Annotated in this window: 21 protein-coding genes; 14 read left to right on the top strand and 7 right to left on the bottom strand. The window is 68.7% G+C overall.

What is annotated here, in order from left to right; translation table 11 throughout:
• The first annotated feature begins 23 nt into the window (after positions 1-23).
• The 5 genes from ACTJKK_RS08570 to ACTJKK_RS08550 all read left to right on the top strand — a co-directional run bounded on the left by ACTJKK_RS08570 (position 24) and on the right by ACTJKK_RS08550 (position 7,022).
• Positions 24-1,457 carry a gamma-aminobutyraldehyde dehydrogenase gene (locus tag ACTJKK_RS08570; protein ID WP_440747660.1) on the top strand — a complete coding sequence of 478 codons (1,434 nt, stop codon included), beginning with the start codon at positions 24-26 and terminating at the stop codon, positions 1,455-1,457.
• A 204-nt stretch (positions 1,458-1,661) separates the two neighbouring features.
• Positions 1,662-3,248: a DUF222 domain-containing protein gene (locus ACTJKK_RS08565; protein ID WP_440747659.1), complete on the top strand. Its 1,587-nt coding sequence runs from the start codon at positions 1,662-1,664 to the stop codon at positions 3,246-3,248.
• 324 nt (positions 3,249-3,572) lie between these two features.
• Entirely contained in the window at positions 3,573-4,721 is a 1,149-nt protein-coding gene (locus ACTJKK_RS08560) for an ROK family transcriptional regulator (protein WP_440747658.1), read from the top strand.
• Positions 4,722-4,746: 25 nt separating this feature from the next.
• Positions 4,747-5,673, top strand: a complete 927-nt coding sequence (locus ACTJKK_RS08555; RefSeq protein WP_440747657.1) for a polysaccharide deacetylase family protein — start codon at positions 4,747-4,749, stop codon at positions 5,671-5,673.
• Positions 5,670-7,022: an MFS transporter gene (locus tag ACTJKK_RS08550; protein WP_440747656.1), complete on the top strand. Its 1,353-nt coding sequence runs from the start codon at positions 5,670-5,672 to the stop codon at positions 7,020-7,022. Before ACTJKK_RS08555 ends, ACTJKK_RS08550 begins: the two co-directional genes overlap by 4 nt.
• A 219-nt stretch (positions 7,023-7,241) precedes the next feature.
• Here ACTJKK_RS08550 and galE read toward each other — a convergent pair whose 3' ends face one another.
• The 3 genes from galE to galT all read right to left on the bottom strand — a co-directional run bounded on the left by galE (position 7,242) and on the right by galT (position 10,739).
• On the bottom strand, positions 7,242-8,234 hold the full coding sequence (gene galE, locus ACTJKK_RS08545; RefSeq protein ID WP_440747655.1) for a UDP-glucose 4-epimerase GalE: 993 nt from the start codon (positions 8,232-8,234) through the stop codon (positions 7,242-7,244).
• Positions 8,235-8,334: 100 nt separating this feature from the next.
• Positions 8,335-9,549 carry a galactokinase gene (gene galK / locus ACTJKK_RS08540; RefSeq protein WP_440747654.1) on the bottom strand — a complete coding sequence of 405 codons (1,215 nt, stop codon included), beginning with the start codon at positions 9,547-9,549 and terminating at the stop codon, positions 8,335-8,337.
• A complete protein-coding gene (gene galT, locus ACTJKK_RS08535; protein ID WP_440747861.1) occupies positions 9,546-10,739 on the bottom strand; it encodes a galactose-1-phosphate uridylyltransferase in 1,194 nt (397 codons plus the stop codon). The genes galK and galT overlap by 4 nt, the downstream gene beginning before the upstream one ends.
• Before the next feature lie 117 nt (positions 10,740-10,856).
• On the opposite strand from galT, the gene ACTJKK_RS08530 reads away from it, so the two are divergent.
• A complete protein-coding gene (locus tag ACTJKK_RS08530) occupies positions 10,857-11,834 on the top strand; it encodes a LacI family DNA-binding transcriptional regulator (RefSeq protein WP_440747860.1) in 978 nt (325 codons plus the stop codon).
• A 38-nt stretch (positions 11,835-11,872) separates the two neighbouring features.
• On the opposite strand, the gene ACTJKK_RS08525 is transcribed toward ACTJKK_RS08530, so the two are convergent.
• On the bottom strand, positions 11,873-16,507 hold the full coding sequence (locus ACTJKK_RS08525) for an FtsK/SpoIIIE domain-containing protein (protein ID WP_440747653.1): 4,635 nt from the start codon (positions 16,505-16,507) through the stop codon (positions 11,873-11,875).
• A 131-nt stretch (positions 16,508-16,638) separates the two neighbouring features.
• Between ACTJKK_RS08525 and ACTJKK_RS08520 the strand changes: the two genes are divergently transcribed.
• From ACTJKK_RS08520 to ACTJKK_RS08490, 7 genes are all read left to right on the top strand, one after another.
• A complete protein-coding gene (locus ACTJKK_RS08520; protein WP_247624526.1) occupies positions 16,639-16,932 on the top strand; it encodes a WXG100 family type VII secretion target in 294 nt (97 codons plus the stop codon).
• Positions 16,933-16,937: 5 nt separating this feature from the next.
• Complete coding sequence (locus tag ACTJKK_RS08515; RefSeq protein ID WP_440747652.1) at positions 16,938-17,477, top strand: hypothetical protein; 540 nt, start codon at positions 16,938-16,940, stop codon at positions 17,475-17,477.
• On the top strand, positions 17,461-17,757 hold the full coding sequence (locus ACTJKK_RS08510; protein WP_440747651.1) for a hypothetical protein: 297 nt from the start codon (positions 17,461-17,463) through the stop codon (positions 17,755-17,757). The genes ACTJKK_RS08515 and ACTJKK_RS08510 overlap by 17 nt, the downstream gene beginning before the upstream one ends.
• Positions 17,754-19,226: a putative T7SS-secreted protein gene (locus ACTJKK_RS08505; RefSeq protein ID WP_440747650.1), complete on the top strand. Its 1,473-nt coding sequence runs from the start codon at positions 17,754-17,756 to the stop codon at positions 19,224-19,226. Before ACTJKK_RS08510 ends, ACTJKK_RS08505 begins: the two co-directional genes overlap by 4 nt.
• A gap of 1 nt (position 19,227) precedes the next feature.
• Positions 19,228-19,575, top strand: a complete 348-nt coding sequence (locus ACTJKK_RS08500; RefSeq protein WP_440747649.1) for a hypothetical protein — start codon at positions 19,228-19,230, stop codon at positions 19,573-19,575.
• Between the two features lie 179 nt (positions 19,576-19,754).
• Positions 19,755-20,102 (top strand): hypothetical protein, encoded by a 348-nt coding sequence (locus ACTJKK_RS08495; RefSeq protein ID WP_440747648.1) that lies wholly within the window; start codon positions 19,755-19,757, stop codon positions 20,100-20,102.
• A gap of 766 nt (positions 20,103-20,868) precedes the next feature.
• Positions 20,869-21,300 carry a hypothetical protein gene (locus ACTJKK_RS08490; RefSeq protein WP_440747647.1) on the top strand — a complete coding sequence of 144 codons (432 nt, stop codon included), beginning with the start codon at positions 20,869-20,871 and terminating at the stop codon, positions 21,298-21,300.
• Positions 21,301-21,503: 203 nt separating this feature from the next.
• On the opposite strand, the gene pgm is transcribed toward ACTJKK_RS08490, so the two are convergent.
• Positions 21,504-23,171, bottom strand: coding sequence for a phosphoglucomutase (alpha-D-glucose-1,6-bisphosphate-dependent) (gene pgm / locus ACTJKK_RS08485; RefSeq protein WP_247956904.1), 1,668 nt, complete (start codon positions 23,169-23,171; stop codon positions 21,504-21,506).
• A 68-nt stretch (positions 23,172-23,239) separates the two neighbouring features.
• Here pgm and pheA point away from each other — a divergent pair, with 68 nt between their 5' ends.
• Positions 23,240-24,190, top strand: coding sequence for a prephenate dehydratase (gene pheA, locus ACTJKK_RS08480; RefSeq protein ID WP_440747646.1), 951 nt, complete (start codon positions 23,240-23,242; stop codon positions 24,188-24,190).
• A gap of 64 nt (positions 24,191-24,254) precedes the next feature.
• Here pheA and ACTJKK_RS08475 read toward each other — a convergent pair whose 3' ends face one another.
• Positions 24,255-24,464 (bottom strand): methyltransferase, encoded by a 210-nt coding sequence (locus tag ACTJKK_RS08475; protein ID WP_247624535.1) that lies wholly within the window; start codon positions 24,462-24,464, stop codon positions 24,255-24,257.
• A 182-nt stretch (positions 24,465-24,646) separates the two neighbouring features.
• Positions 24,647-25,606, bottom strand: coding sequence for an endonuclease domain-containing protein (locus ACTJKK_RS08470; protein ID WP_440747645.1), 960 nt, complete (start codon positions 25,604-25,606; stop codon positions 24,647-24,649).
• Positions 25,607-25,671 lie beyond the last annotated feature (65 nt).

The following is a 25,671-nucleotide window of genomic DNA, read 5'->3' as shown; positions in this document are numbered from 1 at the left end:
AAGTGCCGCGCTACTGTGGCCGCATGCGCACTGAGAGCTTGCAGAACTTCATCGGCGGTCGGTTCGTCCCCGTGTCCGGCGCAGGCGACCTTCCGCTCATCGACCCCGCCACCGAGGAGGAGTACGGCCGGCTCCCGGTGTCGGGTGCCGGTGACGTCGATGCCGCCTACGCCGCGGCATCCGCTGCCTTCCCGCTGTGGCGCGACACGACGCCCGCCGACCGGCAGCTCGCCCTCTTCCGCATCGCCGACGACATGGCCGCGCGGGCCGAGGAGTTCGCCGATCTCGAGTCGCGCGACACCGGCAAGCCGCGCGCGAGCCTCGTCGAGGACGAGATCATGCAGTCGGTCGATCAGCTGCGGTTCTTCGCCGGTGCCGCGCGGTCGCTCGAGGGGCGCGCGGCGGGCGAGTACCTCGCCGGGCACACGTCGTTCGTGCGCCGCGAGCCGATCGGCGTGATCGGGCAGGTCACGCCCTGGAACTACCCCCTGAACATGGCCGTGTGGAAGATCGCGCCGGCGCTCGCGGCGGGCAACACGGTCGTGCTCAAGCCCGCCGAGACGACCCCGCTGTCGACGCTGCTGCTCGCCGAGATCGTGGCGCTGCACACCCCGGCCGGAACGTTGAACGTCGTGCTGGGCGACCGCGAGACCGGCGTCGCGCTGGTGGAGCATCCGACCCCGCAGATGGTCGCGATCACCGGATCGGTGCGCGCGGGCATGGCGGTGGCGCGGTCGGCGGCGAACGACGTCAAGCGCGTGCACCTCGAGCTCGGCGGCAAGGCCCCGGCGATCGTCTTCGCGGATGCCTCGGTGTCGAAGGCGGTCGAGGGGATCGTGACCGGTGCGTTCTTCAACGCCGGGCAGGACTGCACCGCAGCGACGCGCGTGCTCGTGCACGAGTCCCTGCACGACGAGCTCGTGGCGGCGCTGGTCGCGCGGGCGGAGTCGGATGCCCGCACCGGCGGACCGCGCGAGGACGGCGTGCTCTACGGCCCGCTCAACAGTGCGGCGCAGCTGGAGCAGGTGTCGGGATTCGTGTCGAGGCTGCCCGCGCACGCCCGGGTGGAGACCGGGGGAGCGCGGCAGGGAGATCGCGGCTACTTCTGGCCCGCGACGATCGTGTCGGGGGTGCGGCAGGACGACGAGATCGTGCAGGGCGAGGTCTTCGGGCCGGTGCTCACGGTGCAGTCGTTCTCCACCGACGAGGAGGCGCTGGAGCTGGCGAACGACGTGCCGTACGCGCTCGCCGCGTCGGTCTGGACGACCGATCACGCCCGGGCGATGCGGTTCTCGCGCGACCTCGACTTCGGGTGCGTGTGGATCAACACGCACATCCCCTTCGTCTCCGATATGCCGCACGGTGGGTTCAAGCACTCCGGCTACGGCAAGGACCTCTCGCAGTACGGCTTCGACGACTACACCCGCATCAAGCACGTGATGAGCGCGCTGGACTGAGCGCGGTTCCTGAGCGAGCGGAGCAAGACGAAGGGCCGCGCGTCTGGCGACTGGCTCCCTGAGCCTGTCGCAGGGTGCCACCCGTGTGCACTCGTTCTGCACCGGTGCCGCATTGCCCCGACTTTTCCACCGATCGCGTCGATATCTACCCTGGCCTGGTCTTTTCGCGTCCGAATGTCGGTGGCCCCTGGTGGGCTGAATGTCATGAACAGCACCGCCGAACTCCTGGACCGGGTCGCCACCGACCTGGTCGCGGTGCTGCGCGCCGATGTCGTGGCGGGGTTGTCGGATGCCGAGAAGATGCAGGTGCTCCGCGCTGCGGGCGAGGTTGCCCGCCGGGTGGATGCGGTGATCGTGGAGACGGTCGGGTCGGTCGATCAACGTCCCGCCGGGTCGGGGGAGCTCGCATTCTGCGGGAGGTTCGGATGCCGGACGATGAACGAACTCATCCAACGGGTCCTCCGCACCGACGTGTCCGAGGCGGCACGGGTCGTGAAAGCGGGGAAGATCGTGCGGCGAGATCTGGACTTTTCCTCGGGTGCTTCGTTGCCCGCTCGGTGGCCTGCCCTGCGTGAAGCACTACTGGATGGAGCCGTTGGGATCGCGGGACTGCTCGCCGCGACCGGACCCGTCGAGCAGGCCGGGCCGCGGATTGGTGCGGCCGACCGGTTGCGGGCGGATGTCGAACTGGCCGAGTACGCGCGCGGGCTCGTCGCCGTCACGGACAGCGACGAGGAGGATTCGGATCGCCGGCTCGAAGCGGGCCCGCCTGCGACGCCCGAGGACCTCAAGCTCCTCTCTCGCGTGATCGTGACGTACCTCGACCCGGACGGCGCGGAACCCGCGGAGGAGCGGGCGATGCGTGCGCGGGGTATCGTGCTTGGCCGCGTGAAGGATGGGGTGATCCCGCTCCGCGGGTTGCTACTCCCCGAGACGGCGGGGCAGTTGCAGCGGATCTGGGATGCGTATCTGAACCCAAAAGTCGACGGACCACCCGTCCCGGCGCCCCCGCGACCAGAAGAGGTGATGGCGGGCGGAGTGCGATTCCTCCCCTCCGCTGACGACGCATCGATCGGCGAGACGTACGGTCTCGACGACGGCCTCCCGTCGGATGGTCTCCTGCCGTCCGGTGATCCCGGCGGCATGGTCGATGGCCGATCCCGGGCGCAGAAACAACACGACGCCCTCGCGGCGGTCCTCGGCATCGCTGCCCGCCACGCTGACATGCCTTCCCTGGGCGGTGCAGCCCCGACGCTGGTCGTGTCGGTGACCGCGGAGGACTATGCGTCCGGGCGGGGGTGGGCGCATGTCGATGGGATCGACGCCCCGGTCTCGCTCGCGACGGCCCGGCACACCGCCTGCGGCGGCACGATTCAACGTGTGGTCTCCGACCCCGACGGGCGCATCATCGGAATCGATTCCACCGACCGGGTGTTCACTGTCCACCAACGCCGGGCGATCACCCTCCGCGACAAGGAATGTCTCATCCCCGGATGCCACGTGCCCGCGGCCTGGTGCGAGATCCACCACGTCACAGAACATTCCCGCGGCGGACCCACCAGCACCGACAACGGCGTCACCCTCTGCTGGCACCACCACCGCACCCTCGACACCTCCGGGTGGCAGATACGCATGCGAAACGGCGCACCCGAGATCCGCGGACCCGCCTGGTGGGACCCCCACCAAAAATGGCGAACACCCCGACCCACGACGCGACATATCAAGCCAGCAAGACAACGAACGCGTGCCCGCACCAGCATGCCTTCCGCACATCGGCCGATTCACGCATGACCTCGCGCGACACCGCAGCACGGCGGGCGATCGTGCGCGATCACCGCGTCTTCTTCGCTGGCCACCGTGTGACGACACGAGACCACGCGAGACAACCGCGTGACCGCACCGGTGAGCACCGACGGACGCCAGGGCTGCCGACCCTCCGTCAGGTGCAGGTGCCCACGCCAGAAGTGGCCACAGGTCAAGGAATTCTGCGCACGTCCGAATGCGACACGAAGTGTCGACCCGTGGGCCTCCGGTATGCCATGCTCGATGAAGCCGATGGGGGATCGGCGAATCGGACAAGATCGAACCTCTCACAGAAAGACCGACCGGAGCGCGATGAGCAGGCCCCTCGCTGGACCGCAGACACTGTTGCGCTCGATCAACGGGCGCGCAATCCTCGAGACGCTCGCCAGTGACGGTCCGCAGACGCGCACCGATCTGATGGGGGCCACCGGGCTGTCGCGCACCGCCGTGACGCAGGTGCTGCGCATGCTCGAGAGTGCCGGGGCGGTCGCACCAGACGGTGTCGACCGCAGCTCGCGCGGACCGGCCGCAGGCAAGGTCGGACTGCACCCGCACCTTGGATTCGCCGCCGCCGTGCACGTCGACCACCGCGCGGCGCACGTCGTGCTCGTCGATGCGACCGGGGCGGTCCGTGCCGAGGCGCACGGCGACTTCCCGCGGAAGGACGACAACGAGACCCGGGTCGCGCACATCGCCGCGCTCATCGACCGCTGCAATGCGACCGTCGCCGGACCCCTGCACCTCGCGCTGATCGGCGTGCCCGGCATCGTGACCGCCGACGGCAGCATCCGCAACGACCAGGGGCCGGACGGCGGCGCGTTCCGCTCGGCTCTCACCGACCGGCTCGGCTGCCCCGTGCGCATCGAGAACGACGTGAACCTCGCCGCCCTCGCCGAACTCACCGCCGGTGCAGGCGCGGAGCTGTCGAGCTTCTCGCTGCTGCTGCTCGACGAGGGCCTCGGTGCCGGGACCGTGATCGACGGCGCCCTGCACCGCGGGTTCTCCGGCGTGGCGGGCGAAGTGATGTACCTGCCGCAGACGCCCCTGCCCGTCGGTGCCCCCGTCGTGAACGACCAGGTCGTCGCCGACCTCGCGCTCATCAACGGCCGTGACCAGAACGCGCCCCTCGAAGAGCACCTCGATGCCGCGGCCGCCGGTGACGAGGCGGCGATGCAGATGGCGCTCGAGCTCGGCAAACGCCTCGCGCTCGTCGCCGGCAGCATCGGTCTCGTCCTCGACCCCGAAGCGTTCATCCTCAGTGGGCAGGCCGCGCACCCCGTGCTCGTCGACGTCATTCACAAGGTCGCCGAGGAGTACTCCGCCCGCCTTCCGCTGCGGTTCGTCGTCTCCAGCTTCGGCCCGGAGGCTCCACTCGTCGGCGCGGTCGGCGAAGCGGCATCCGCCCTGCGTGCCACGCTCTTCGCCCGCGTTCTCACCACACCCGAAAAGCCCGGCCGCTGACCGGCACTTCCGACAGGACCCGACGATGACCGCACCCTCCGACCTGATCGAACGGCTGGGGCACGCCCCCGGAACCCGCGGGATCATCCTCAACGCCGATGACTTCGGCATGTGCCATGCGGCCAACGTCGCGATCGCCGAGCTGCTGGATGCCGGCCTCGTCGACTCCGCCACGATCATGGTGCCGTGCTCGTGGTCGCCCGAGGCCTTCGCGTTCGCGGCATCCCGCACCGACCTCGACGTCGGCGTGCATCTGGTGCTCACCAGCGAGTGGACCCGCTACCGCTGGCGCCCGCTCACGGCCGCTGCCTCACTCATCGACGGCGACGGATTCTTCCCCGTCGACGTCGTCGCGGTCGAGACCCGCGCGGCGTACGACGAGGTCGCCGCCGAGATCGCCGCGCAGCTGCGCACCGCGCTCGATGCCGGCGTCGACGTCACGCACCTCGACAACCACATGGGCTCGGTCTACGGCCTCGCCACCGGCCGCGACTTCCTCGAGCAGGTGTTCGCGCTGGCCGCCGCCAACGGGCTCCCCTTCCGCCTCCCGCGCCGCATGGACGGTGCCGAATCGGATGCCGAGCTGCGCGACAAGCTCGCGCGCGCCGCCGCCGCGGCCGACTCGCTCGGTGTCGAGATCATCGATCGGCTGTGGTCGCACCCCTTCGAACTCGTCGGCGAGGGCACTGCGGCGGAGGAGACCTACGAGCAGGTGCGCGACGGCTTCGTGACCTTGCTGCGCGCGGTGCCCGCGGGGGTCACCGAGATCTACCTGCATCCGATGGTCGACGGTGAGGAGCTGCGGGCAGCCGTGGACTTCGCCTCACCGAAGCGGGAGTTCGAGCGACGACTGCTCGCCGACCCCGTCGTACTCCGGGTCATCGAAGACGAAGGGCTCGTGCGCATCGGCTGGCGGGCGCTGCGCGATCTGCAGAGAGGCACCACGCGATGACCACCTTCACCGAGCGTCTGCGCGACCGGCGGCTCGACGCCGCCCCCACCCGGGCGCAGTCGATCGCGTTCGGGGCCTCCGGGTTCCCCACGCAGTTGATGGCGCAGACCTTCTCGGCGTTCATCGTCTACTTCTACGTCTCGCACCTCGCGGTGCCGGCGGGGTGGGTGGCCGCGGCGATGATCGCCCACGGCATCCTGAACGCGGTGCTCAACCCGTTCGTCGGCGCGATCTCCGACCGCCTGCGCACCCCGTGGGGACGCCGCATCCCGTGGATCGGTCTCGGGATCGTCCCGCTGGTCGTGGCGTTCGCGCTGGTGTGGATGCCGCCGGAGCTGCCCACCGCGGGCCTCATCGTCTGGTTCCTCGTGGTCGTGGCCGTGTACGACATCGCCTACGTGGTGGTCGTGCTCAACATCTCGGCCCTGTTCCCCGAGATCTTCCGCACCACCGACGAGCGTGCGCGGGGCAACGTCCCCCGGCAGATCTTCGCGATCCTCGGCATGATCCTCGGCACCGCCGGAGCGCCGCTGCTCTACGCCTCCCCGATCGGCTGGCCCGGTATGGCGATCGTGCTCGGCACGGTCTGCCTCGCGTTCCTCGTCTGGTCGTTCGCGGGCGGGATGGTCGAGCGGCGCGTGCCCGAGGCATCCGTCGCGGCTCCGCTGCCGTTCGGCATGCAGATGCGGTACACGTTCGCGAACCGGGCCTTCGTGCCCTATGTGATCGGCTCGCTGTTCATCCAGACGGCGATCGCCGTGATCCTCGCCGCGCTCCCCTTCTACGTGCGCTACTCGCTGGGAGCCCCCGAGGGGGAGGGCAGCATCCTGCTCGGGGCGATCTTCGTGACCGCCATCCCCGCGATCGTGCTGTGGAGCGCAGCCGTTCGTCGCACCAGCCCGCGCACCGCACTGCTGTGGAGCGTGGCCGTCTTCGGGCTCTCGGTGCTCGGGTTCCTCGCCCCGACGAGCATCCTCGCCGCAGCCCTCGTGGGCGTCGCGGTCGGCATCGGCGTCGGCGGTCTGCTGCAGCTCCTCGAGGTCGTGCTGGCGCAGATCATCGACGAGGATGCCGTGCGCACCGGGCACCGTCGGGAGGGCGCCTACTTCGGGGTCAACGGTTTCATCGTGCGCGGCTCCGTCGTGCTGCAGGCGATCGTCGCGGCGTGGGTGCTGACGGCATCCGGGTTCGATGCCGCGCTCGGCGACGCGCAGCCCGACGCGGTGGACGGCGGCATCCGTCTGATGCTCGCCGTCATCCCTGTCGGCTTCGTCGCCCTCGCCTGGATCTGCTTCTTCCTCTACCCCATCCGCACCCGCGACCTCCCCGCCGCCAACCCAGCAAGCTGAGAGCGCTCGTACCCGCCCCTACTGCCATGCCACTGGCCGGCGCAGGGATGCCGCCGGCGCGAGCCAGCTACCTGCCAAGAAGGGGTAGGGCGAGCCCGCGCATGCCACTGGCGGGCGCAGGGATGCCGCCGGCGCGAGCATCGGGAGGGGACCCGCTTGCGGGGAGGGCGCCCGTTCTGCGAGCGAAGGCGGCATCCCTGCGCCCGCCCCACAAGAACCTTACGAAGACGAAGACGAAGAAGAAGAAACCCGAGCCTCCCAGCCCGTGCGCACCATCTCATCCACCGAATACCGCATCCGCCAGTCGAGGTCGCGGGCGGCGAGGGTGCCGTCGGCGACGATGCGGTCGGGGTCGCCGGGGCGCCTCGGGCCGATCTCGGGGGTGAACTCGACGCCGGTGACGCGCACCATCGCGTCCATGATCTGCTTCACGCTGAGGCCGTCGCCCGAGCCGAGGTTGTAGGCGGGCTCGATCGGCTCACCGGCGGCGAGACGCTGCGCGGCGGCGACGTGCGCGGCGGCGATGTCGCCCACGTGCACGTAGTCGCGCACGTTGGTGCCGTCTTCGGTGTCGTAGTCGTCGCCGTTGATGCGCGGGGTGCGCCCGTCGAGCAGCGCCTCGAACACGATCGGGAAGAGGTTGTGCGGGCTGACGTCGTAGACCGTCGGGTCGGCCGATCCGACGACGTTGAAGTAGCGCAGCGAGGTGTGCCGCAGCGGGGTCGCCGACTCGGCGGTGGCGACCGCCTGGTCGCGCAGCAGCCACTCGCCGATGAGCTTCGATTCGCCGTAGGGACTGGCAGGCTTCTTGGCCGTGTCCTCGACGACGAGGGCGACGTCGGGGGTGCCGTAGACGGCGGCCGACGACGAGAAGACGATGTTCGCGACGCCCGCGGCCTCCATCGCCTCGAGGATCACGCGGGTGCCCTCGACGTTCTGCGCGTAGGTGTGCAGCGGGCGCTGCACCGAGACGCCGGCGTACTTGTAGCCGGCGACGTGGATGACGCCCTGGGCGTCGTGGTCGCGGAGCGCCTTCTCGACGAGGTCGCGGTCGAGGATGCTGCCCTGCACGAAGGGCACTCCCTCCGGAACGAACGAGGCGACACCGCTCGACAGGTCGTCGAGGACGACCGGGGTGAGCCCGGCATCCGCGAGGGCGCGGACGACGTGCGAGCCGATGTAGCCGGCGCCGCCGGTGACGATCCAGGACATTGCGTTCCTCTCCGGCCGCGCACGACCGCGCGACTCCGGGTTCGATTCTCTCAGGCGGATGCTGTGGATTCCGGCGCCGCCGTCACCGATACAGTGCCGGTCACGCGTCGCGGTGCGCGCCCGCCGACGGCACGACCGTGAACAGGTGCGGGGCGGTGAAGCCCGCGTCGGCGAAGGCCGCGGTCACGGCATCCGACACGGTTGCGACGGCATCCTGTTCGATCAGCGCGATCGCCGCGCCGCCGAATCCGCCACCCGTCATGCGCGCGCCGAGCGCGCCGGCGGCCAGCGCGGCCTCGACGGCCGTGTCGAGCTCGGCCACCGAGATCTCGAAGTCGTCGCGCATCGAGGCGTGCGAGGCGACCAGCAGGTCGCCGATCGCGCGGGCGCCCTGCTCGCGCAGCACCCGCACCGTGTCGAGCACGCGCTGGTTCTCGGTGACGATGTGCCGCACACGGCGGAAGGTCACGTCGTCCATGAGCTCTTCGGCGCGGGGGAGGTCGGAGGTCGACACGTCGCGGAGGCTGGGCACACCCATGATCTCGGCGCCGAGCTCGCACGAGGCGCGGCGCTCTCCGTAGCCGCCCGTGGAGTGGGCGTGCTTGACGCGCGTGTCCATGACGAGGATCGCGAGACCGGCCTCGGCGACGCCGACCGTGACGAGCTGCGCTTCGAGAGAGCGGCAGTCGAGGAAGATCGCGGCATCGGTCTCGCCGAGCATCGATGCCATCTGGTCCATGATGCCGGTGGGCGCGCCGACCGCCTCGTTCTCGGCGCGGCGGCCCACGCGGGCGAGCGCGGTGCGGTCGAGTCCGGTGTGCCAGAGGTCGTTCAGCGCGGTCGCGGTCGCGCCCTCGATGGCCGCCGACGACGACAGCCCCGCACCCACGGGCACGTCGGAGGCGATCGCGATGTCGACCCCGCGGAACGCGCCCTCCGGAGCCGCGAGTCGCAGCGCCCACGCGACGCCGAGCGGGTACGCGGCCCACTCCGGAACGGCCGGCGTCTCTCCACTGGGTCCCTGAGCCTGTCGAAGGGTCGGGAACAGCCCGTCGAGCTCGTCGATCCCGACCTCGACCGTCTCGTCGGAGAACGTCGAGACGACGCGGATGCGGGCGTCGTCGCGCAGTCCGACGGCGGCGACCGTGCGGTGCGGGATCGCGAACGGCAGCACGAAGCCCTCGTTGTAGTCGGTGTGCTCTCCGATGAGATTGACGCGCCCCGGTGCCGACCAGATGCCGTCGGGCGTGCGGTCGGTCAGGTCGGCGAACAGTGCGCGCGCGGCATCCTGAGCGGTGGTCTCCGTGACGGTCATGCGGGGGTCTCCTCGGAGGTCGGGGCGGATGCCGCGGCTGCGGCCTCGGCGGATGCGATGGCGTCGCGAATGCGGGCCGCCCCCTGCTCGGGGGTGACCTCGGCGGCCCAAGCCCACATCGCGGCTTCGGAGCCGGCGAGGAACTTGAGCTTGTCGGCAGCGCGGCGGGGGCTCGTGAGCTGCAGGTGCAGGCGCACGGTGTCGCGGCCGACGTTCACCGGTGCCTGGTGCCAGGCGGCGATGTACGGGGTAGGGGTGTCGTAGAGCGCGTCGACGCCGCGCAGCAGACGCAGGTAGAGCGGGGCGAGTTCGTCGCGCTCGGCCTCGGTCGTGGCGGCGAAGTCGGGCACGTGGCGGTGCGGCATCAGGTGCACCTCGAGGGGCCAGCGGGCGGCGAAGGGCACGAAGGCTGTCCAGTGCTCGCCGCGGAAGACGACCCGCTCGGATGCCTGCTCGAACTCCAGGATGCGGGCGAAGAGGTCCGGCGCCGTGCGGTCGATCGAGTCGAGGAGCTTGGCCGTGCGCGGGGTGACGTACGGGTACGCGTAGATCTGCCCGTGCGGGTGCGGCAGCGTGACGCCGATCGCTTCGCCGCGGTTCTCGAACGGGAAGATCTGCTGGATGCCGGGCAGCTGCGAGAGCGCGGCGGTGCGGTCGGCCCAGGCCTCGATCACGGTGCGGGCGCGGGTGACCGACTGGGTGCCGAACGATCCCGAGTGCTCGGGGCTGAAGCACACGACCTCGCAGCGGCCGACCGAGGTGCGGGTGCGGCCGAGCCCGAGGGCGTCGAGGTCGTCGAGGCCGCGGGGGGCGTCGCTCGCCGCGGGGGCGGTGCCGACGGCGTCGGCGAGGGCGGGGCCGAACGCGGGGGAGCGGTTCTCGAACACCGCGACGTCGTAGCGCGAAGGCACCTCCGACGGATTGGTCGGGGTCTGCGGGGCGAGCGGGTCGGCGTCGGCGCTCGGCATCATGACGCGGTTCTGCCGGTTGGCCGCCACGGTGATCCAGTCGCCGGTGAGCACGTCCTGCCGCATGGTCGCGGTGGCGGGCCGCGGGTCGAGCGTGCGGGCGTCGACGGCGCGCTCGGCGCCGAGCGTCGTGTCGGGGTCGTCGTAGTAGATGATGTCGCGGCCGTCGGCGAGTAGCGTCGCGCGCTTGACGATGCCGGCGCTCAGGTTGTCGATGCGCATCTCCGCAGATTCAGGCGTGTTCACGTAAACATGATAGATCCGCGGTCGTGATTACGTCAACATGGAGGAGTGAACGACCCCACCTCTTCTCCGCGACCGACGTCGGGCCGCGTCTCGATGGCGATGGTCGCCGCTCGCGCCGGGGTGTCGGGGCAGACCGTCTCGCGCGTCGTCAACGACAGCCCGCGCGTCGACCCCGCCACCCGCGCCCGGGTCGAGCGGGCCATGTCCGACCTCGGCTACCGCCCGCACCGCGCCGCCCGTGCGCTGCGCACCGGGCGCTCGCAGACCATCGGCCTGGTCGTGACGACGCTCGCCACGGTCGGCAACTCCCGGATGCTGCAGGCCGCCGCCGAAGCCGCCGCCGAACGCGGCTACGCCCTCACGGTCGTCACGGCCGCCGCGGGATCCGCCGGGGTCGACGCGGCCTTCGACCGGCTGGCCGAGCAGGAGGTCGACGGCGCGATCGTGCTCAACGAGGCCTCCGCGCTCGTGCCTGCCGCCGCCCGCCCCGCGGGGCTGCGTCTCGTGGTGGTCGATGCGATCGCCGATCACGGCCTTCGCGCCGTGCACAGCGATCACGCCGGCGGAGCAGCCGCGGCCACCCGGCACCTCCTCGATCTCGGCCACGAGACGGTGCACCACCTCGCCGGACCCGCCGACTCCTTCGCCGCCGCCGAGCGCGAACGCGGCTGGCGCGAGACGCTCGTCGCCCACGGCATCCGTCCCCCCGTTGTCGTGCGCGGCGACTGGTCGTCGGACTCCGGGCATGCCGCCGCGGGGTCGTTGGCCGCGGCATCCGCCGTCTTCTGCGCCAACGACCAGATGGCGCTCGGACTCGTGCGCGGTCTGGAGGACGCGGGCAGCCGGGTGCCGACCGATGTCGGGGTCGTCGGGTTCGACGACGTGCCGGATGCCGCGAACTACCGCCCGCCGCTCACCACGATCCGACAGGACTTCCCGGCGCTCGCCGACCGCGCGGTCGCCGCGCTGGTCGCCGAGATCGAGGGGGGAGCGGATGCCGCGGCCGAGGCGCCGGCGACGTCGGTCGTCCCGACGTCGCTGGTCGTGCGTTCGAGCACCGCGGCCCGCTGACCCCGGGCCCGCTGACCCCGGGGCCCTGAGCCCCCCCGCTATGGCTGGGCGACGTGGACGCCCGTCACCGCGCCGCCCCGCACCAGGAAGCCCCGACCGGGCGGGAAGTCCGCGCGCCGGGCGCGGGGGAAGTTCGCGATGTAGACGCTGGGCATGTCGTTGGCGTCCGGCTGGAGGGCGAGTCCCCATCGCGCACCGCGGAGGGGGCTCGCGAGTTCCCAGACCGAGGTGAGCGTGGCGTTCTCGCCCTCGACGATCACGGTGAGGTCGCTGCGGCGCAGCAGTTTGAGCAGCGTCGCCAGGGCGGACTCGTCACCGCTGCCGTCGAAACCGCCGACGTCCTCGATGACCACGATCCCCTGATGCCCTGCACGAGGGAACGCGAGCGGCGCTCGGACCGGCTCGGGCTCGTCGGCGGGAGCGGCGGTGCTGCCGATCAGCGGGATCGCCGAGAGCAGCGACGCCGTCGACGTACGCGGTGTCCCACCGAGCGCCTCGATGAGCGCCGTGATGAGATCCGGGCGATCCTGCGCGGAGTCGCCGCGATGGCTCCACGCGACGTCGTGGGCCAGCGTCGACGCACGCGGTGAGAGCAGGGCGAGATCGAGCGGGATGCCGTGCTCCGCGGCGTGCGCGTGCCGGGCGGCCAGGATGCTGCGCACCGCAGTGGTGCGCCCCGATCCTGCAGGTCCAGTGACCAGCATCATGCCGGTGAGGGGCACGTCGACGGCGGTGAGGCGAGTGGTCTCGACGGCGAACGCCTGGGGGTTCGCGGCGCGGGGCAGCTCGTGTCGCGCGAGCGAGGTCGGGACTTCCGGGATGCCGGGCGCGTTCTCGATCCCGCGGGAGCGCAGTGTCTGCGCGATGTGAGCGAGTGCGGTGTCGAGGGCCTCGTCGTCGGGTGCGGATGCGGGCATGGCGAACTGCACTTCCCGCTCGGACGAGAGATGCATGGCCCGTCCTGCCGGGGCGGTGCGCAGCATGTCGGCCGATGCGCCGACCATGCCGTAGTCGTGGTCGGCGAGCATGCGCAGCACGAACGTCTCGCCGATGCTCGCCGCGATGGCGCTCGGCAGCGACATCGCGCGCTCGCTGGCGACGACCACGTGCACGCCGACGTGCCGCCCCGCACGGAGGATGTCGACGAGTGCGGTGAACATGCCGGTGTCGGGTCCGTGGTGCTCGTACAGGTCGCGGAAGGCCCCGAACCCGTCGAGCAGGAGGATGACGGGCGAGGCCGGAGATCGGTCGTTCTCGCGCTCGTCGATGAGGTCGCGGATCATTCCGAGCAGGCGCACGGCGCGGTCGGTGTCGTCGGCCGGCACGATGTCGCCGGTGGCGGGCAGCCCGATGAGCGTGGCCAGCCGTCCGCTCGCGGCATCGATGCCGTAGATCCGCGTCCTCTCGTCGCGCAGGATCGCGGCGATCGCGAAGGTGATGAGTGCCGTGGTCTTCCCGGCGCCGGGCGCACCGAAGATCGCGACATTGCCGGCTGCCTTGAGGTCGACGATCTGATCGGTCTGACGCTGCTGCGTGGGGTCATCGACGCGACCGACCGATATGAGCAGATCGGAGTCGGTGGCGCTGCCCGCGGCTTCGCCGGGCAGGGCGAGGAACGCGGGCAGCTGATCGACCCAGGGTTTGCGGGGGCGTTCGAGTCGCAGGGTGTCGGCGGCGACCTGGATGTTGCGCACCAGGCGTTCGATGTCACGAGCGGATGCCGCGGCCCCCGTGTCTCCGCCGGCGCGTTCTGGGGCGATGGCCCACGGGCGGGCATGGCCGAACCTCAGGTCGCTCAGGTCGATGGCATCGCGGTGCTGGCCGTCGGAGCGTCCGCCCAGGTAGGCGGTCTGGAAGTGCACGACCCGGCCGGCACCGATCTTCACCACGGCCCGCCCCGGCGTCTCCGGGGCGAAGTGCGCGGCATCCGCGATTCCGATGACGTCGTTGCTGTCGCTCGCATCGGCCATGCGCAGCGCGACGCGGAGGTTGGTGTTGGCGCGCAGGTTGTCGCCGATGACACCGGCGGGGCGCTGCGTCGCCATGATGAGATGCAGCCCGAGCGAGCGCCCGCGCTGGGCGATGTCGATGACGCCGTCGACGAACTCCGGGATCTCCTTCGCCAGGGCGGCGAACTCGTCGATGACGATGAGCAGGAGGGGCGGGGCGGCGACCTCGGAGCGCCGCTCGAGACCGGCGAGGTCCTTCGCGCCGTGCTCGTTGAGGAGCTCCTCCCGGTAACGCAGCTCGGCCCGCAGCGACGTGAGCGCGCGGCGCACCAGGTGCTGGTCGAGGTCGGTGACGAGGCCGACGGTGTGGGGCAGGGCCACGCAGTCGGCGAAGGCCGCTCCGCCCTTGTAGTCGACGAGCAGGAAGGTGACGCGGTCGGGAGAATACGCTGCGGCGAGCGACAGGATCCACGTCTGCAGGAACTCCGACTTGCCCGCACCGGTCGTGCCGCCGACGAGGGCGTGAGGGCCGTGGGTGCGCAGGTCGATCTCGACGGTTCCGGCATCGCTCTGGCCGATGCGGGCGGGAAGGGTGCCGGGGTCGCGCTCGGCGCCCGGCGTCCAACGGCTCGTGAGCGAGTCGGTGCTCTCCCAGCCGGCGATGACCTCGCGGGGGTCGTCGAGCAGGTTGCGCCGATCGATGTCAGCGAGCTTCACGCTCCGGGGCAGGTCGCTCTCGTCGAGGACTCGAGCGCCGGCGTCGACGACGGGAGTGAGACTGCGGGCGAAAGCCTCGGCCTCGGGCACGTCCACACGTTCGACGGTGTCGAGCGTCACGACGGTTCCCGAGCGTACGAAATGCGCGGTCGTCGGCGTCGTGGTCGCGTCGACGGTCGTGCGGCAGGCGGCCGGGACATCGGCCATCGAGCGTGCCGCCCAGATCACGTGCACGCCGACGTCGGGTCCGTCTTCGGCGAGGCCCACGAGGCGGGTGAGGTCCTGCTCCGCGTCGTCGTCGCCGGCGACGACGAGCACAATGATCGTGGGCAGCAGCGGCTGCTTCTGGACGGCGGCGAGTCGGGAGTCGGTGTCGGATGCCTGGGACTGGTCCCGCGATCGGATCGTGCGTGACGAGGCGGATGCCGTGCGGGTCGCGATGATCCCCTCGAGCTCCGTCAGCAGGAGCGCCCGGTCGCGCGCGGTCGCCGTGAGGTGCGGGGTGCGGATCGGGCTGTAGACCGAATCGGCGTGCGGCACCCATTTGAGCCAGTCCCAGTCGGCATCCGTGTGCCTGCCCGTCACGGCGTCCGCGCCTGCGTGGGTCTGGGCGCTTGCCTGGGCGTTCGTCTCGGCGTCGGGCAGGAAGGCCGTGAAGACCACGTCGGCGGGGGAGTGCAGCCCGAAGAGCTGCACGAGCACCGAGCGCGTGATCGAGTCGGCCCAGACGCCCTCTCCGGCGATGCCGAGCGACCCGCTCAGGTCGAGGCGTTCGAGAACCGGAACGTCGGCGATCGATGACAGCGCGGTGTGGGCGTCTTCGACCTGGGCCCAGTCCTCGGTGGTGGAGGATCCGCGGGAGGGGAGGTCGAGCACGGTGCGGCTGGGCAGCTCGCCGCTGCCGAGGCGGATCTCGAGGTAGGAGCGGTGCTCCGACCGTCGCGTCCAGAGCACCGGAGTGCGGTCGCGAGCCGCGGTGAGCAGGTCGGCGAGCGGCACGCTCTCCTGCTGGCGAGCGGGACGCTCGACCTCGTGGCGTCGCGTCACCTCGTCGCGCACGGTCGCCAGCGTTTCGGTGAACTCGCGACGCTGCTTCTTCAGCCGACGGCGCTGTCCGACGCGGCCGTCGAGCCAGCTGCCGATCATGATGAGCGGCGACAGCGCGACGAAGGCGATGCTGAGGGCCGACTGGGTGACGGCGAAGAGAGCCGCGCCCATGGCGAGAGGTGCCACCATCGCGACGAGCGGGAAGCGCGAGGGCTCTGCCGGGGTGGGCGGCGAGGGCAGTTCGAGGGGCGTCGGCGCGTGTACGGGATCGACCCGGGGAGACCGCTGATGGCGCACGGTCGCGCGGGCCCGGGGAGCGCCCGGTCCACCGGTGGCGACGGGATGGATGCGCAGGTGCACGTCGCCCAGACGCAGCACGGTGGGGTGCGAGAGGTGGGTCGGGGCCGTCAGGCGATGCAGTTCGCCGGATGCCGTGACGAGGTCGGTGCCGTTCGCGGAACCGAGGTCTCGCACGCTGCGGATCGATCCGAACGCGGTCATCTCGAGGTGGTGCCGGGAGACGCTGCGATCATGCAATTCGACGCGGTTCGTGCGCTCGCGGCCGATACCGTTCTGGCCCTGAATAATGGTATATCGCGCACCGGATTGCGGCCCGTCGAGAACGTCAATATATCCCGCTGGTTCGACCATTCGCTCCGCATTTCCGGCATCCTGCTCGCGAATTACCTCGATAACCGCTCCGGCCTGCACGCCCGATATACCAATCGGATCGGCGGGGTCGAGAACGACGGCCCTCCCGCCGCGACGGTGAACGAGGATCGTCAGCGAGGCCGTCCGGTCGAGGGCATGCGGGAGTAGTCGTCCGTCGCCCGCTCCGGCACGGATGACGGTGCGGGCGAGGTCGGCGACCGTCGCGGTGACGTCGGCCGTCACGACGATGTCGCGCGCGCGATTCTGACCGTCGTGCCCGGTTTCGAGCAGCGTGAACTTGAGCCTCACAGACCCCCCTGTCGGCCGCGTCCCGAATTGGTATATCGCCAGAATTGGCGATTTTGCGAACGCGTTCGGCTAATGTAACCGATCGGGGGCGCGAGAAATCATCTCGTGCCGAGAAATCGGAGGATGTTGTCATGGCGAATGTGAAGCTCAGCTACGACGAGATGGACGCGGCGGCGAAGGACCTCGACGCCGGCCGCGAAGAGATCACGCAGAAGCTGCAGGGCATGCAGACGAAGATCCAGGGGCTCGTGGCCTCGGGCTTCGTGACCGACCAGGCCTCGGGAAAGTTCAACGACGCCTACACGCGCTACACGCAGAGCGCGAACACCGTGATCGCCCAGCTGACCGAGATCTCGGCGTTCATCAGCGGCACGGCGAACGCGGGTCGCGAGTTCGACTCCCAGATCGCCTCGAAGATCAACTGATCGCGATGCAGGTGCCGGATGAGGCGCCGCCGACACCCAACGACGGGGACGCTGATTCGGAGAGTGCTTCCGAGGCGGCGTTCCTCGTCGAGGTGGCCGAGATGTTCGCCCGTGGCAATGTCGACGGTTCGAAGTTGTGGACGCTGTTCGACACGGCAGAGATGTACTTCGAGAAGCCCGATTATCTGGGAGCGCCGATTCTCGATTCGGGGGCGAACCTGGTCACACCCGTGTTCTCGAGTCTCGATCGTCTGACGGCGTTCGTGCAGGAGCGAAGCGGAGCGGACGTCGAGGCTTTCGATTGGGTGCGGGTGACAGGAGCCGGGCTGTTTGCGTTGCCGATCCGCGCACGCCTTCTCGCGATCGACCCGAGCGCAGAACCCACCGTCATCATCGACCTTGCTGCACGCTTGCCGCATCCATCGCCGAGGAACGGCGCTCCGACGCTGGCGATCAATCTCGAGCGCGATGGCCAAGGAGTGATCAGCGGAGGCATGCCGGGTGCAAGCGCGGATTCGAGGGAGGCGAATGATGCCGGTGTTTGAGGCTGATGGTGATGAAATGAACGCGGCTGCCCGACGATTCGAGGGCGCCGCCAACAGTCTGTCCGCGCTCCCGATCCATGATCTCGTCGTCGGTGATGTCGGGTCGCCGCAAGTTGCGGACGCGCTTCGTGCCTTCCAGGGCGAGTGGAGCACATATGTGCGTCGACGCACTGATGTGCTTCTCGTCGCGAAGGGCACGCTTGTGGGCGTGGCGAACGACGTGGCACGCGCCGACGAGTTGATCGCACAGCGCGCAGATCGGCTCGGGAGATCATCATGACGGTGGTGACCTCCTTCTCTCGCGTCGAAGATCTTGTGCCGGGCGACCTCGGGTCGATCGTCTCGGCGCGAGACATGCTTGGTGCGGGAATCACCCCATCTCAGGCGGTGGCGACGACGCTCAGCGGTGTCCGGGTGCAGGGCTGGAAGGGTGTCGGCGCGGATCAGTTCGCGCAGGTCTCGTTGCGGGAGCCGGAAAGAGTTGCCGCACTGCCCGCGGCGTTCTCGCGCGCGTCCTCGGCGATGAGCGTTTGGGAGTCGGCCTTCGGCGCGGCGCGCGCTGCAGCGGCCGAGGCAATTCAGTTGGCCGCGCGCGCAGATGCGTTGACCACGCAGTCCCAAGCCGAGCACCGGAAGGCGATAGTGGCCGCGCAGTCGACCTCAGCCGCGGCCGCTGTTCAGGCGCCGCCGCTGTTCGTGGACCGAGGTGCAGCGCTGAACGCGCAAGCGCAGACGACTCTCGCGAGCGCTCTGGGCACGCTGAACGCGGTCGCGGCGGATGTCGCCGCAGCAATCCGACCAACCGCAGGGTGGCCACCCTCCGATCCAGAGGATCGCAACGGCTGGGACAAGGTTCTTTTCTTTGCGCCTGATCTGATCTGGGGCGGAATCTTCGGCGGTATTGCAGAGATCGTGGTGGGCACGGCGGAGACGGCATGGTGGGTGTTCGAGACCTTCGATCCGTTCCGCTTCATCGTTGACCAGATCAACGGGGGGCAGCAGTGGTCCGATGCGTGGTGGGAGAACTTCACGCGAAGGTTCGGTGAGATCGGTGACACGATTGCCTATGTCATCGCGAACCCCGGCGAAACGATCGGAGCCGTGCTCGGAGAGTTCTTCGCCGTAGATCTCTGGGCGGATCAGCCTGGAGCCGCGTTCGGGCGAGTCGTGTTCAACCTGGCGCTGCTCGGTTCCGGCATCGGCGGCGTGCTCCGCGGTGTTCGAGCTGCGACCACCATCGCGAAGGCGGCAGGGAAAGTGCGGGCGCTGAAGGCCCTCGCAACTAAACTCTTCGACGGCAGCCCCACCGTCAAGATCGATAATGGCAGAGTTGTCATCAACGGCAAGCCATTGATGAGCGTGTCCGAGTGGGCGGACGGGTACGAAGCCAGCACCCATAACATGGATGCGGATAGGGTGACGCTTGGTAAGTGGATCGAAAGCAGTCCAGACAGTTACGAAGAAATTGCGGCGGCGATTGGAGACAGGTACTTCAATATGCCTTCCTCTTCCACGAACGACATGTGGAAAGACCTCGTTTCCAAGTATGGCTTGACTGACGAGGAAATGTTCGAGCTCTACAATAAGCCTTTCCTCAAAGAAGCCATCGAGGACAACGTGCCGATCAACTTCACAGTCGACCCCCGGGCCGGGACAGGCAAGTTCTTGACTTGGGAGTATCGCTTCTTGCAAAGCAATGGCTACGAGTATAATCCGTCTACGATGATGATGACACCGCCGGAGGGATAAAATGTACGTTTCGGATATCCATCAGATGAACAGGATTGCGCAAGACTACTTCAATGGACGCGGGGTTTGCCTCGCCGCCGACCCGAGTGCGGGCGAGGTTCAACTGCTACTTTACGGCACACAGGTCTTTTACCTCAAGATGCCGGAAGGGCGGATGACGAGCTTCAGTTTCGCCTATCAAGTATCAGAGAGCTTGCGCACCTTTGATTATTTTGGCGAATGGCTTGGTGCGCAAAATACAAAGGAGAGTATCGAACGAGCGTTTGATGTGCTCGACAACTTCGCCCGTTTGCAGCTTCCGGACAAGTATCTCAGCGCATGGGAAGCTTCGCCTAGCACCCGCGTCTAAGGGGACTCTCGGCCCTCGTCTTGACTGCCGCCAGCACTGGCGCGAATCACGAACTCTGTGATGGGTGAGCCCGTTTCGCTCGATCACCCAGACGACTCCGAGCTCCGCGGCGGCTTTCAGCAGGCTATGACTTTGACGAGACGACGTTGATGGCTACGCCTGATCCTGGAAGGTGAATCATGTACATCTCTAGCCTGCGAGATTTTCGCAATGAGGTTGAGCGCTATTTCGGAAACAAGGCGAAGTACCTCGCGACCACCTCGAGTGAGGGTGATCCATCACGTGGATACGTGGGGTTTCTTCTGTATGAGACGCTGATCTTTCGGTTCATCATCGGGGATCCTCCATACAACGCTTTGGGAATCAGCCGATTGATCGGCGGAAGTCAATCAGTGAGTAAGTTTGCTCTTGGTGACCTCACTCTCCTCGATAACGATGAAGAGGCTGTGCTGAGCGCCTTCGAAGTTGTCGACCGGTACTCTCGGCTGCTTCTTCCCGATAAGTTTCTTGAGCTTTTCGACAGCTGATTACTGTCATGGTGTTGCACAACGAGGTCGCCCTGACAATGACGCCGCCCAAAGGATAAATGGGATGTATATCTCAGGTCTGGAGGAACGAGGGGTCGTAGTTACCTCCGGGCGAGCGGAGTTTCGAGTGTGATTATTGCCGTGATGGATACCACCTTGTCTTCGAGGAATACACGGTCCCGCCGCCTCATGCGCAGAACGTCGCGTTCATGATCGTGACGCCGCAGACCAATCCGGATAGTCCGTGACGGCATCCGTTCGTGACCCGCGTCTTCTCGCGGGGCCTACCCGTTCGCTTGCGTCGGGCCTACTCGTCTCGCTGGTGATGTTGACCGGGTGTACCGGGATGAGTGCGGAGGAGAGCGTGGCGCTGCAGGAAGAACAGTTGAAGGATCTTGTCGCGCAGGCTGATGGTTGGAGTGGTGTTGAAGGCTGAGGGTGCACGTGCGCCGTCTGAGGTGGCTGATGATCTCGAGCCGTGGCTGGAGGGCCAGGGGTGGGAGCGTTACGAGGAGTCTGAGTTCCCTCCGGGCGAGCAGAGTTTCGAGCGTGACTATTACCGCGACGGCACTAGGGGGCGAGTGCCACAGAGCCACTTGGTTCCGGATAGCGGCGCTGCGGCGCCGGAGGAGCTCATCTCTTCGACGACACTGGAAGAAATCGAATAAGGAGTCATCGAGTGCGAAAGCAGAGTGCAATCGTTGCATTGATGGTCTGTGCAGCGTTGTTAGCGGGGTGCGGTGGGATGAGTGCGGAGGAACAGGTAGTGGTTCAGGAGCAGCAACTGGACGAGTTCATCTCTCAGGCGGACCAGTGGGGTGAGGAGATCCTTACGCAGATCCCGGCGTCAGAGCTCGATCCCGAGTCGGAAGCGAGCCCCGGCGGTGGTGTACGAGCGGCGAACGACGACTACGAGGAATGGCCGAAATTCTACTACTGGAATCGGAACGTCGAGCTGAGGTCGGAGGGTGTCCGAACGCCCACCGAGATCGCGGACGACCTCGAGCCGTGGCTAGCACAGCAGGGCTGGCAACGAGACAAAGAGAGTGAGTTCCCGGCCGGTAAAGAGAGCTTTGAGCGGGACTACTTTCGGGATGGGTACCACCTTGTCGTGGAGGTATTCACGGAGCCGCCTCCTCGTGTTCAGTCCCTACGGTTCATGATTGTGACGCCGCAAACGGACCCAGACCGCACTTGAGTCGTGTCCTAGGTGAACCATGTACATCTCTAGCCTGCGAGAGTTCGCAATGAGGTCGAACGCTACTTCGGAAACAACGCGAAGTACCTCGCCACCACCGCGAGTGAGGGTGATCCATCACGTGGGTACATGGGATTTCGCTCACCTTGTCGCCTCCCGGGCCACGAAGGCGACAAAGTGAGCGATTCGAAACCGATCGAAACCTACGCCCCCAGCGCCGCCGACACCACCGCGCGCGCCTCCGCCTGCACCTCAGCGAGGTGCTCGGGGCCGCGCAGGCTCTCGGCGTACAGCTTGTAGACGTCTTCGGTGCCCGAGGGGCGCGCGGCGAACCACGCGTGCTCGGTCTGCACCTTGAGGCCGCCGATCGCTGCTCCGTTGCCGGGGGCGTGCGAGAGCTTGGCGGTGATCTCCTCGCCGGCCAGCGTGGTCGCCGACACCGACTCGGGCGCCAGCTTCGCGAGCGTCGCCTTCTGCTCGGGGGTGGCCGGAGCATCCACCCGCTGGTAGGCCGACGAGCCGAACGCCGTCTCGAGCTCGGCATACCGCTCCGACGGCGACTTGCCCGTCACGGCGATGATCTCGGCGGCCAGCAAGCACAGCAGGATGCCGTCCTTGTCGGTCGACCACACCGAGCCGTCGAAGCGCAGGAACGACGCACCGGCCGACTCCTCGCCGCCGAACGCGACCGAGCCGTCGAGCAGACCGGGAACGAACCACTTGAACCCGACCGGAACCTCGAGCAGGCGACGTCCGAGCGACTCCGCGACCCGGTCGATGATCATCGACGACACGAGCGTCTTGCCGATCGCGGCATCCCGCGGCCACTCCGTGCGGTGCGAGAACAGGTAGTCGATCGCGACGGCGAGGTAGTGGTTGGGGTTCATGAGACCGGCATCCGGGGTGACGATGCCGTGGCGGTCGGCATCCGCATCATTACCGGTGAGCACGTCGAAGTCGCCCTTCTTGGCGACGAGCGAGGCCATGGCCGACGGCGACGACGGGTCCATGCGGATCTTCTCGTCCCAGTCGAGCGTCATGAAGCGCCAGGTCGGGTCGACCTCGGGGTTCACGACGGTGAGGTCGAGGTCGAAGACCTCCTTGATGAGCGCCCAGTACTCCACGGATGCTCCGCCCAACGGGTCGGCCCCGATGCGCACACCCGCGCGGCGGATCGCCTCGACGTCGATGATCGACGCGAGGTCGCGCACGTAGGCGTCGCGGAAGTCGTAGCTGCCGATCGTATCGGCGTCGAGGTCGGCGAAGCGCACGCGCTTCACGCCCTCGAGGTTCGCCTCGATGAGCTGGTTCGCGCGGTCGGCGATCCAGCCGGTGGCGTCGGTGTCGGCGGGGCCGCCGTGCGGCGGGTTGTACTTGAAGCCGCCGTCGCGGGGCGGGTTGTGCGAGGGGGTGACGACGATGCCGTCGGCGCGGCCCGCGTTCCCCTCCGCCTCCGCCGGTCCCTGAGCCTGTCGAAGGGCCCGGTTGTACGTGAGGATCGCGTGGCTGAGCGCCGGGGTCGGCACCCAGGAGTCGCGGGAGTCGACGCGCACGTCGACGCCGTTCGCGACGAGCACCTCGATCGCGCTGCGCTCGGCCGGCAGCGAGAGGGCGTGCGTGTCACGACCGAGGAAGAGCGGGCCGGTGATGCCCTGACCCGCGCGGTAGTCGACGATCGCCTGTGTGGTCGCGAGGATGTGCACCTCGTTGAAGCTGCCGCTGAGCGACGACCCACGATGGCCGCTGGTGCCGAACGCGACGCGCTCGGCGGCGACATCCGGGCGCGGGATGCGGTCGTAGTAGGCGGCGATCAACTCGTCGACATCGATGAGGTCACTTTCCTCCGCGGGGAGGCCGGCACGGCTCGTCATGAGTTCAGTCTGCACCGATCCGGGCCGAGAGGAAACTTCGCGTCGGAGCCTTGACGCGGAGGGCTAAGGTGAAACGCGTGACCGAACGCCGTACCTACAGCTATCTGGGACCCGCCGGAACGTTCACGGAGGCGGCGCTCGACCAGGTCGCCGAAGCCCGAGGCCAGCAGTGGCGTGCCGTGCACAACGTCGGCGAAGCTCTCGCCGACGTGCTCGAGGGCCGCAGCGACGCCGCGATGATCGCGATCGAGAACTCGATCGAGGGTGGCGTCTCCACCACGCAGGACGCCCTCGCGACCCTCCCGGGTCTGCGCATCATCGGCGAGTACCTCGTGAAGGTGAACTTCGTGCTCGTCGCCCCGCGCGGCACCACGCTCGACGAGGTGTCGGTCATCGCCGCGCACCCCGTCGCCTACGCCCAGTGCCATGGATGGCTCGGCCAGAACATCCCCGCGCACTCGCACGTTCCGGCATCCAGCAACGTCGCCTCGGCGATCGGCGTGCTCGACGGCAGCCTGCCCGCCCAGGCCGCGATCGCCGCCCCCGGCATCGTCAACCACTACGACGTCGACGTGCTCGCCTCCGGCATCGGCGACAACGCCAACGCCGTCACCCGCTTCGTGCTCGTCTCGCGCACGACCGCGCCGCCCGCGCCGACCGGTGCCGACAAGACCTCGCTCATCGTCGAGCTGCCGCACGACCACCCGGGATCGCTCCTCGAGATGCTCGAGCAGTTCTCGACCCGCGGCATCAACCTGTCGCTGATCGAATCGCGCCCGATCGGCGACGAGCTCGGCCGCTACCGATTCGTCATCGATGCTGACGGCCACATCGAGCACGAACGTATGGCGGACGCGCTGCTCGGCATCCGTCGGTTCAGCCCGCGCGTGGTGTTCCTCGGGTCGTACCCGCGGGCCGACCGTCAGATCGTTCACTACCCGGATCGCTACGCCGACGACGTGTTCGTCGAGGCGCGCGACTGGCTGCGCGGCATCGTCTCGGGTGAGCCCGAGGCCTGAGCCCCCTCCGGCGCGGATCGCGCCCACTCAGCCCCCTCGGCCCTCCGGCTCCGTCCGGCGCGGGTCAGTGCTCCCGGAAGTTCGGCCAGTCGCTGCCCGGCCGCATGCGCGCGTGGAGCGCGCTCTTGGCGACGGCGAGCGACGGGTAGGTTCCGGCCGAGGCATCCGCCCCCGCCATCGTCACCCGATAGCCCTCGTCGTCGTGACGGATGCTGCCGACGACGCCGTTCGGGCCGTAGGCCACCCAGAGGCCGAGTGTGGTGCTGGTGCTCATCATCGAACTCCTCTCCAGGGCTGAGGCTACGCCCGCCGGGGCCGCTGCGCCAGACCCGCGTCGCGCGCCGCGCCGTGCCGTGCACCGATCGGTGCGAAACGACGCTTATGGCGTCCGAAAGCCGGCATTTCGCACCGATCAGTGCGCGTCGACGCGCCGATCAGTGCGCGTCTTCGCGCCGATCAGTGGCGCTTCGCGGCGGCGATCGCGCGACGGATGCGCGTGATGACCGACGCGGGCGACTGCAGGTCGAGTTCGGTCAGTCGGATGACCGTCCAACCGCGGTCTTCGAGATCGCGTTGCCGTTGGATGTCCCGTCGCCACTGGTGCCTGTCGGTGCGGTGACCGTCGCCCTCGTATTCGATCGCGATCTTGAGATCGGGGTAGGCGAGGTCGATGCGAGCGATCAGCCGTCCGTCCTCGAGCAGCTCGAACTGCACGCTCGGTTCCGGGAGGCCCGCGCGCGCGATGAGCAGTCGGGTCTCGGTCTCCTTCGGCGACTCCACACCTTCGCGCGCGGCTCGGAGTGCCGCGCGCACGCGGGTGCAACCGGCGAACGGTCCCCACTCATCGAGCCGGGCGGCGATGTCGTCATGGGTAAGCAACGGACGCCCCGCCACGCGCCCCGGATAGTTCTCGGCCGAGGTGAGCAGAGCATCGAGGAGCACGGTCAGCTCATCGATCCCCAGCATCCGTGCGCAGGTGAAGACGGTCGCGATCGGGTCGACGACGCTCACGCCGTCGAGCCGCCAGGTGCGTGCGCGTTCCTCGACGAGTCGCCGCCCGACTACGCCGCGAGTGCGGGGAGGCGTGCACTCCTGCGGCACGGCGACCTCCATAGGGTCGGCCGCGCTCCAGTCGTGAGAGAGCGGAAGGCCCCAGAGGTGAGCAGCGGTGCGCCCTACGAAACGGTGGCGCGGTCGCAGGCGCGGCAGATACGCGGCGACCTGCTCCTTCAGAGTGCTCGGTGTGCTCCGAGAGCGGATGCCGTGGAACGGCCGTTCGAGATCGACGCCGTCGCGGCGACTCCTGCCGACGCCACGTTCCGCCGCGGCGCCCACGCTGAAGCTGTCGGGGAGCGAGCGGGGGAGAGGCTTCGAGCGGCGCACCCGATGATTCTCGGCGACGCCAGCATCGAGCATCCGCCTTCTCTCCGCGTTCGCGCGCGTTTCACCCGCTCGATCGATCGGTGCAGGAGAAGTAGCCC

The sequence above is a fragment of the Microbacterium sp. 22179 genome, assembly GCF_052045715.1.
Classification (GTDB): Bacteria; Actinomycetota; Actinomycetes; order Actinomycetales; family Microbacteriaceae; genus Microbacterium; species Microbacterium galbinum.
This window is presented reverse-complemented; position numbering and strand designations above follow the sequence as displayed.

Excerpts from the sequence above, each read along its gene's own strand:
- ACTJKK_RS08505 (WP_440747650.1), top strand. The coding sequence starts at position 17,754 with ATGACGGTGGTGACCTCCTTCTCTCGCGTCGAAGATCTTGTGCCGGGC.
- ACTJKK_RS08560 (WP_440747658.1), top strand. The coding sequence starts at position 3,573 with ATGAGCAGGCCCCTCGCTGGACCGCAGACACTGTTGCGCTCGATCAAC.
- ACTJKK_RS08550 (WP_440747656.1), top strand. The coding sequence starts at position 5,670 with ATGACCACCTTCACCGAGCGTCTGCGCGACCGGCGGCTCGACGCCGCC.
- ACTJKK_RS08495 (WP_440747648.1), top strand. The coding sequence starts at position 19,755 with ATGTACATCTCTAGCCTGCGAGATTTTCGCAATGAGGTTGAGCGCTAT.
- ACTJKK_RS08475 (WP_247624535.1), bottom strand. The coding sequence starts at position 24,464 with ATGAGCACCAGCACCACACTCGGCCTCTGGGTGGCCTACGGCCCGAAC.
- ACTJKK_RS08470 (WP_440747645.1), bottom strand. The coding sequence starts at position 25,606 with ATGCTCGATGCTGGCGTCGCCGAGAATCATCGGGTGCGCCGCTCGAAG.
- ACTJKK_RS08515 (WP_440747652.1), top strand. The coding sequence starts at position 16,938 with ATGCAGGTGCCGGATGAGGCGCCGCCGACACCCAACGACGGGGACGCT.
- ACTJKK_RS08500 (WP_440747649.1), top strand. The coding sequence starts at position 19,228 with ATGTACGTTTCGGATATCCATCAGATGAACAGGATTGCGCAAGACTAC.
- galK (WP_440747654.1), bottom strand. The coding sequence starts at position 9,549 with ATGACCGTCACGGAGACCACCGCTCAGGATGCCGCGCGCGCACTGTTC.
- galE (WP_440747655.1), bottom strand. The coding sequence starts at position 8,234 with ATGTCCTGGATCGTCACCGGCGGCGCCGGCTACATCGGCTCGCACGTC.
- ACTJKK_RS08530 (WP_440747860.1), top strand. The coding sequence starts at position 10,857 with ATGGCGATGGTCGCCGCTCGCGCCGGGGTGTCGGGGCAGACCGTCTCG.
- ACTJKK_RS08520 (WP_247624526.1), top strand. The coding sequence starts at position 16,639 with ATGGCGAATGTGAAGCTCAGCTACGACGAGATGGACGCGGCGGCGAAG.
- ACTJKK_RS08570 (WP_440747660.1), top strand. The coding sequence starts at position 24 with ATGCGCACTGAGAGCTTGCAGAACTTCATCGGCGGTCGGTTCGTCCCC.
- pgm (WP_247956904.1), bottom strand. The coding sequence starts at position 23,171 with ATGACGAGCCGTGCCGGCCTCCCCGCGGAGGAAAGTGACCTCATCGAT.
- ACTJKK_RS08510 (WP_440747651.1), top strand. The coding sequence starts at position 17,461 with ATGATGCCGGTGTTTGAGGCTGATGGTGATGAAATGAACGCGGCTGCC.
- ACTJKK_RS08565 (WP_440747659.1), top strand. The coding sequence starts at position 1,662 with ATGAACAGCACCGCCGAACTCCTGGACCGGGTCGCCACCGACCTGGTC.
- ACTJKK_RS08555 (WP_440747657.1), top strand. The coding sequence starts at position 4,747 with ATGACCGCACCCTCCGACCTGATCGAACGGCTGGGGCACGCCCCCGGA.
- galT (WP_440747861.1), bottom strand. The coding sequence starts at position 10,739 with ATGCGCATCGACAACCTGAGCGCCGGCATCGTCAAGCGCGCGACGCTA.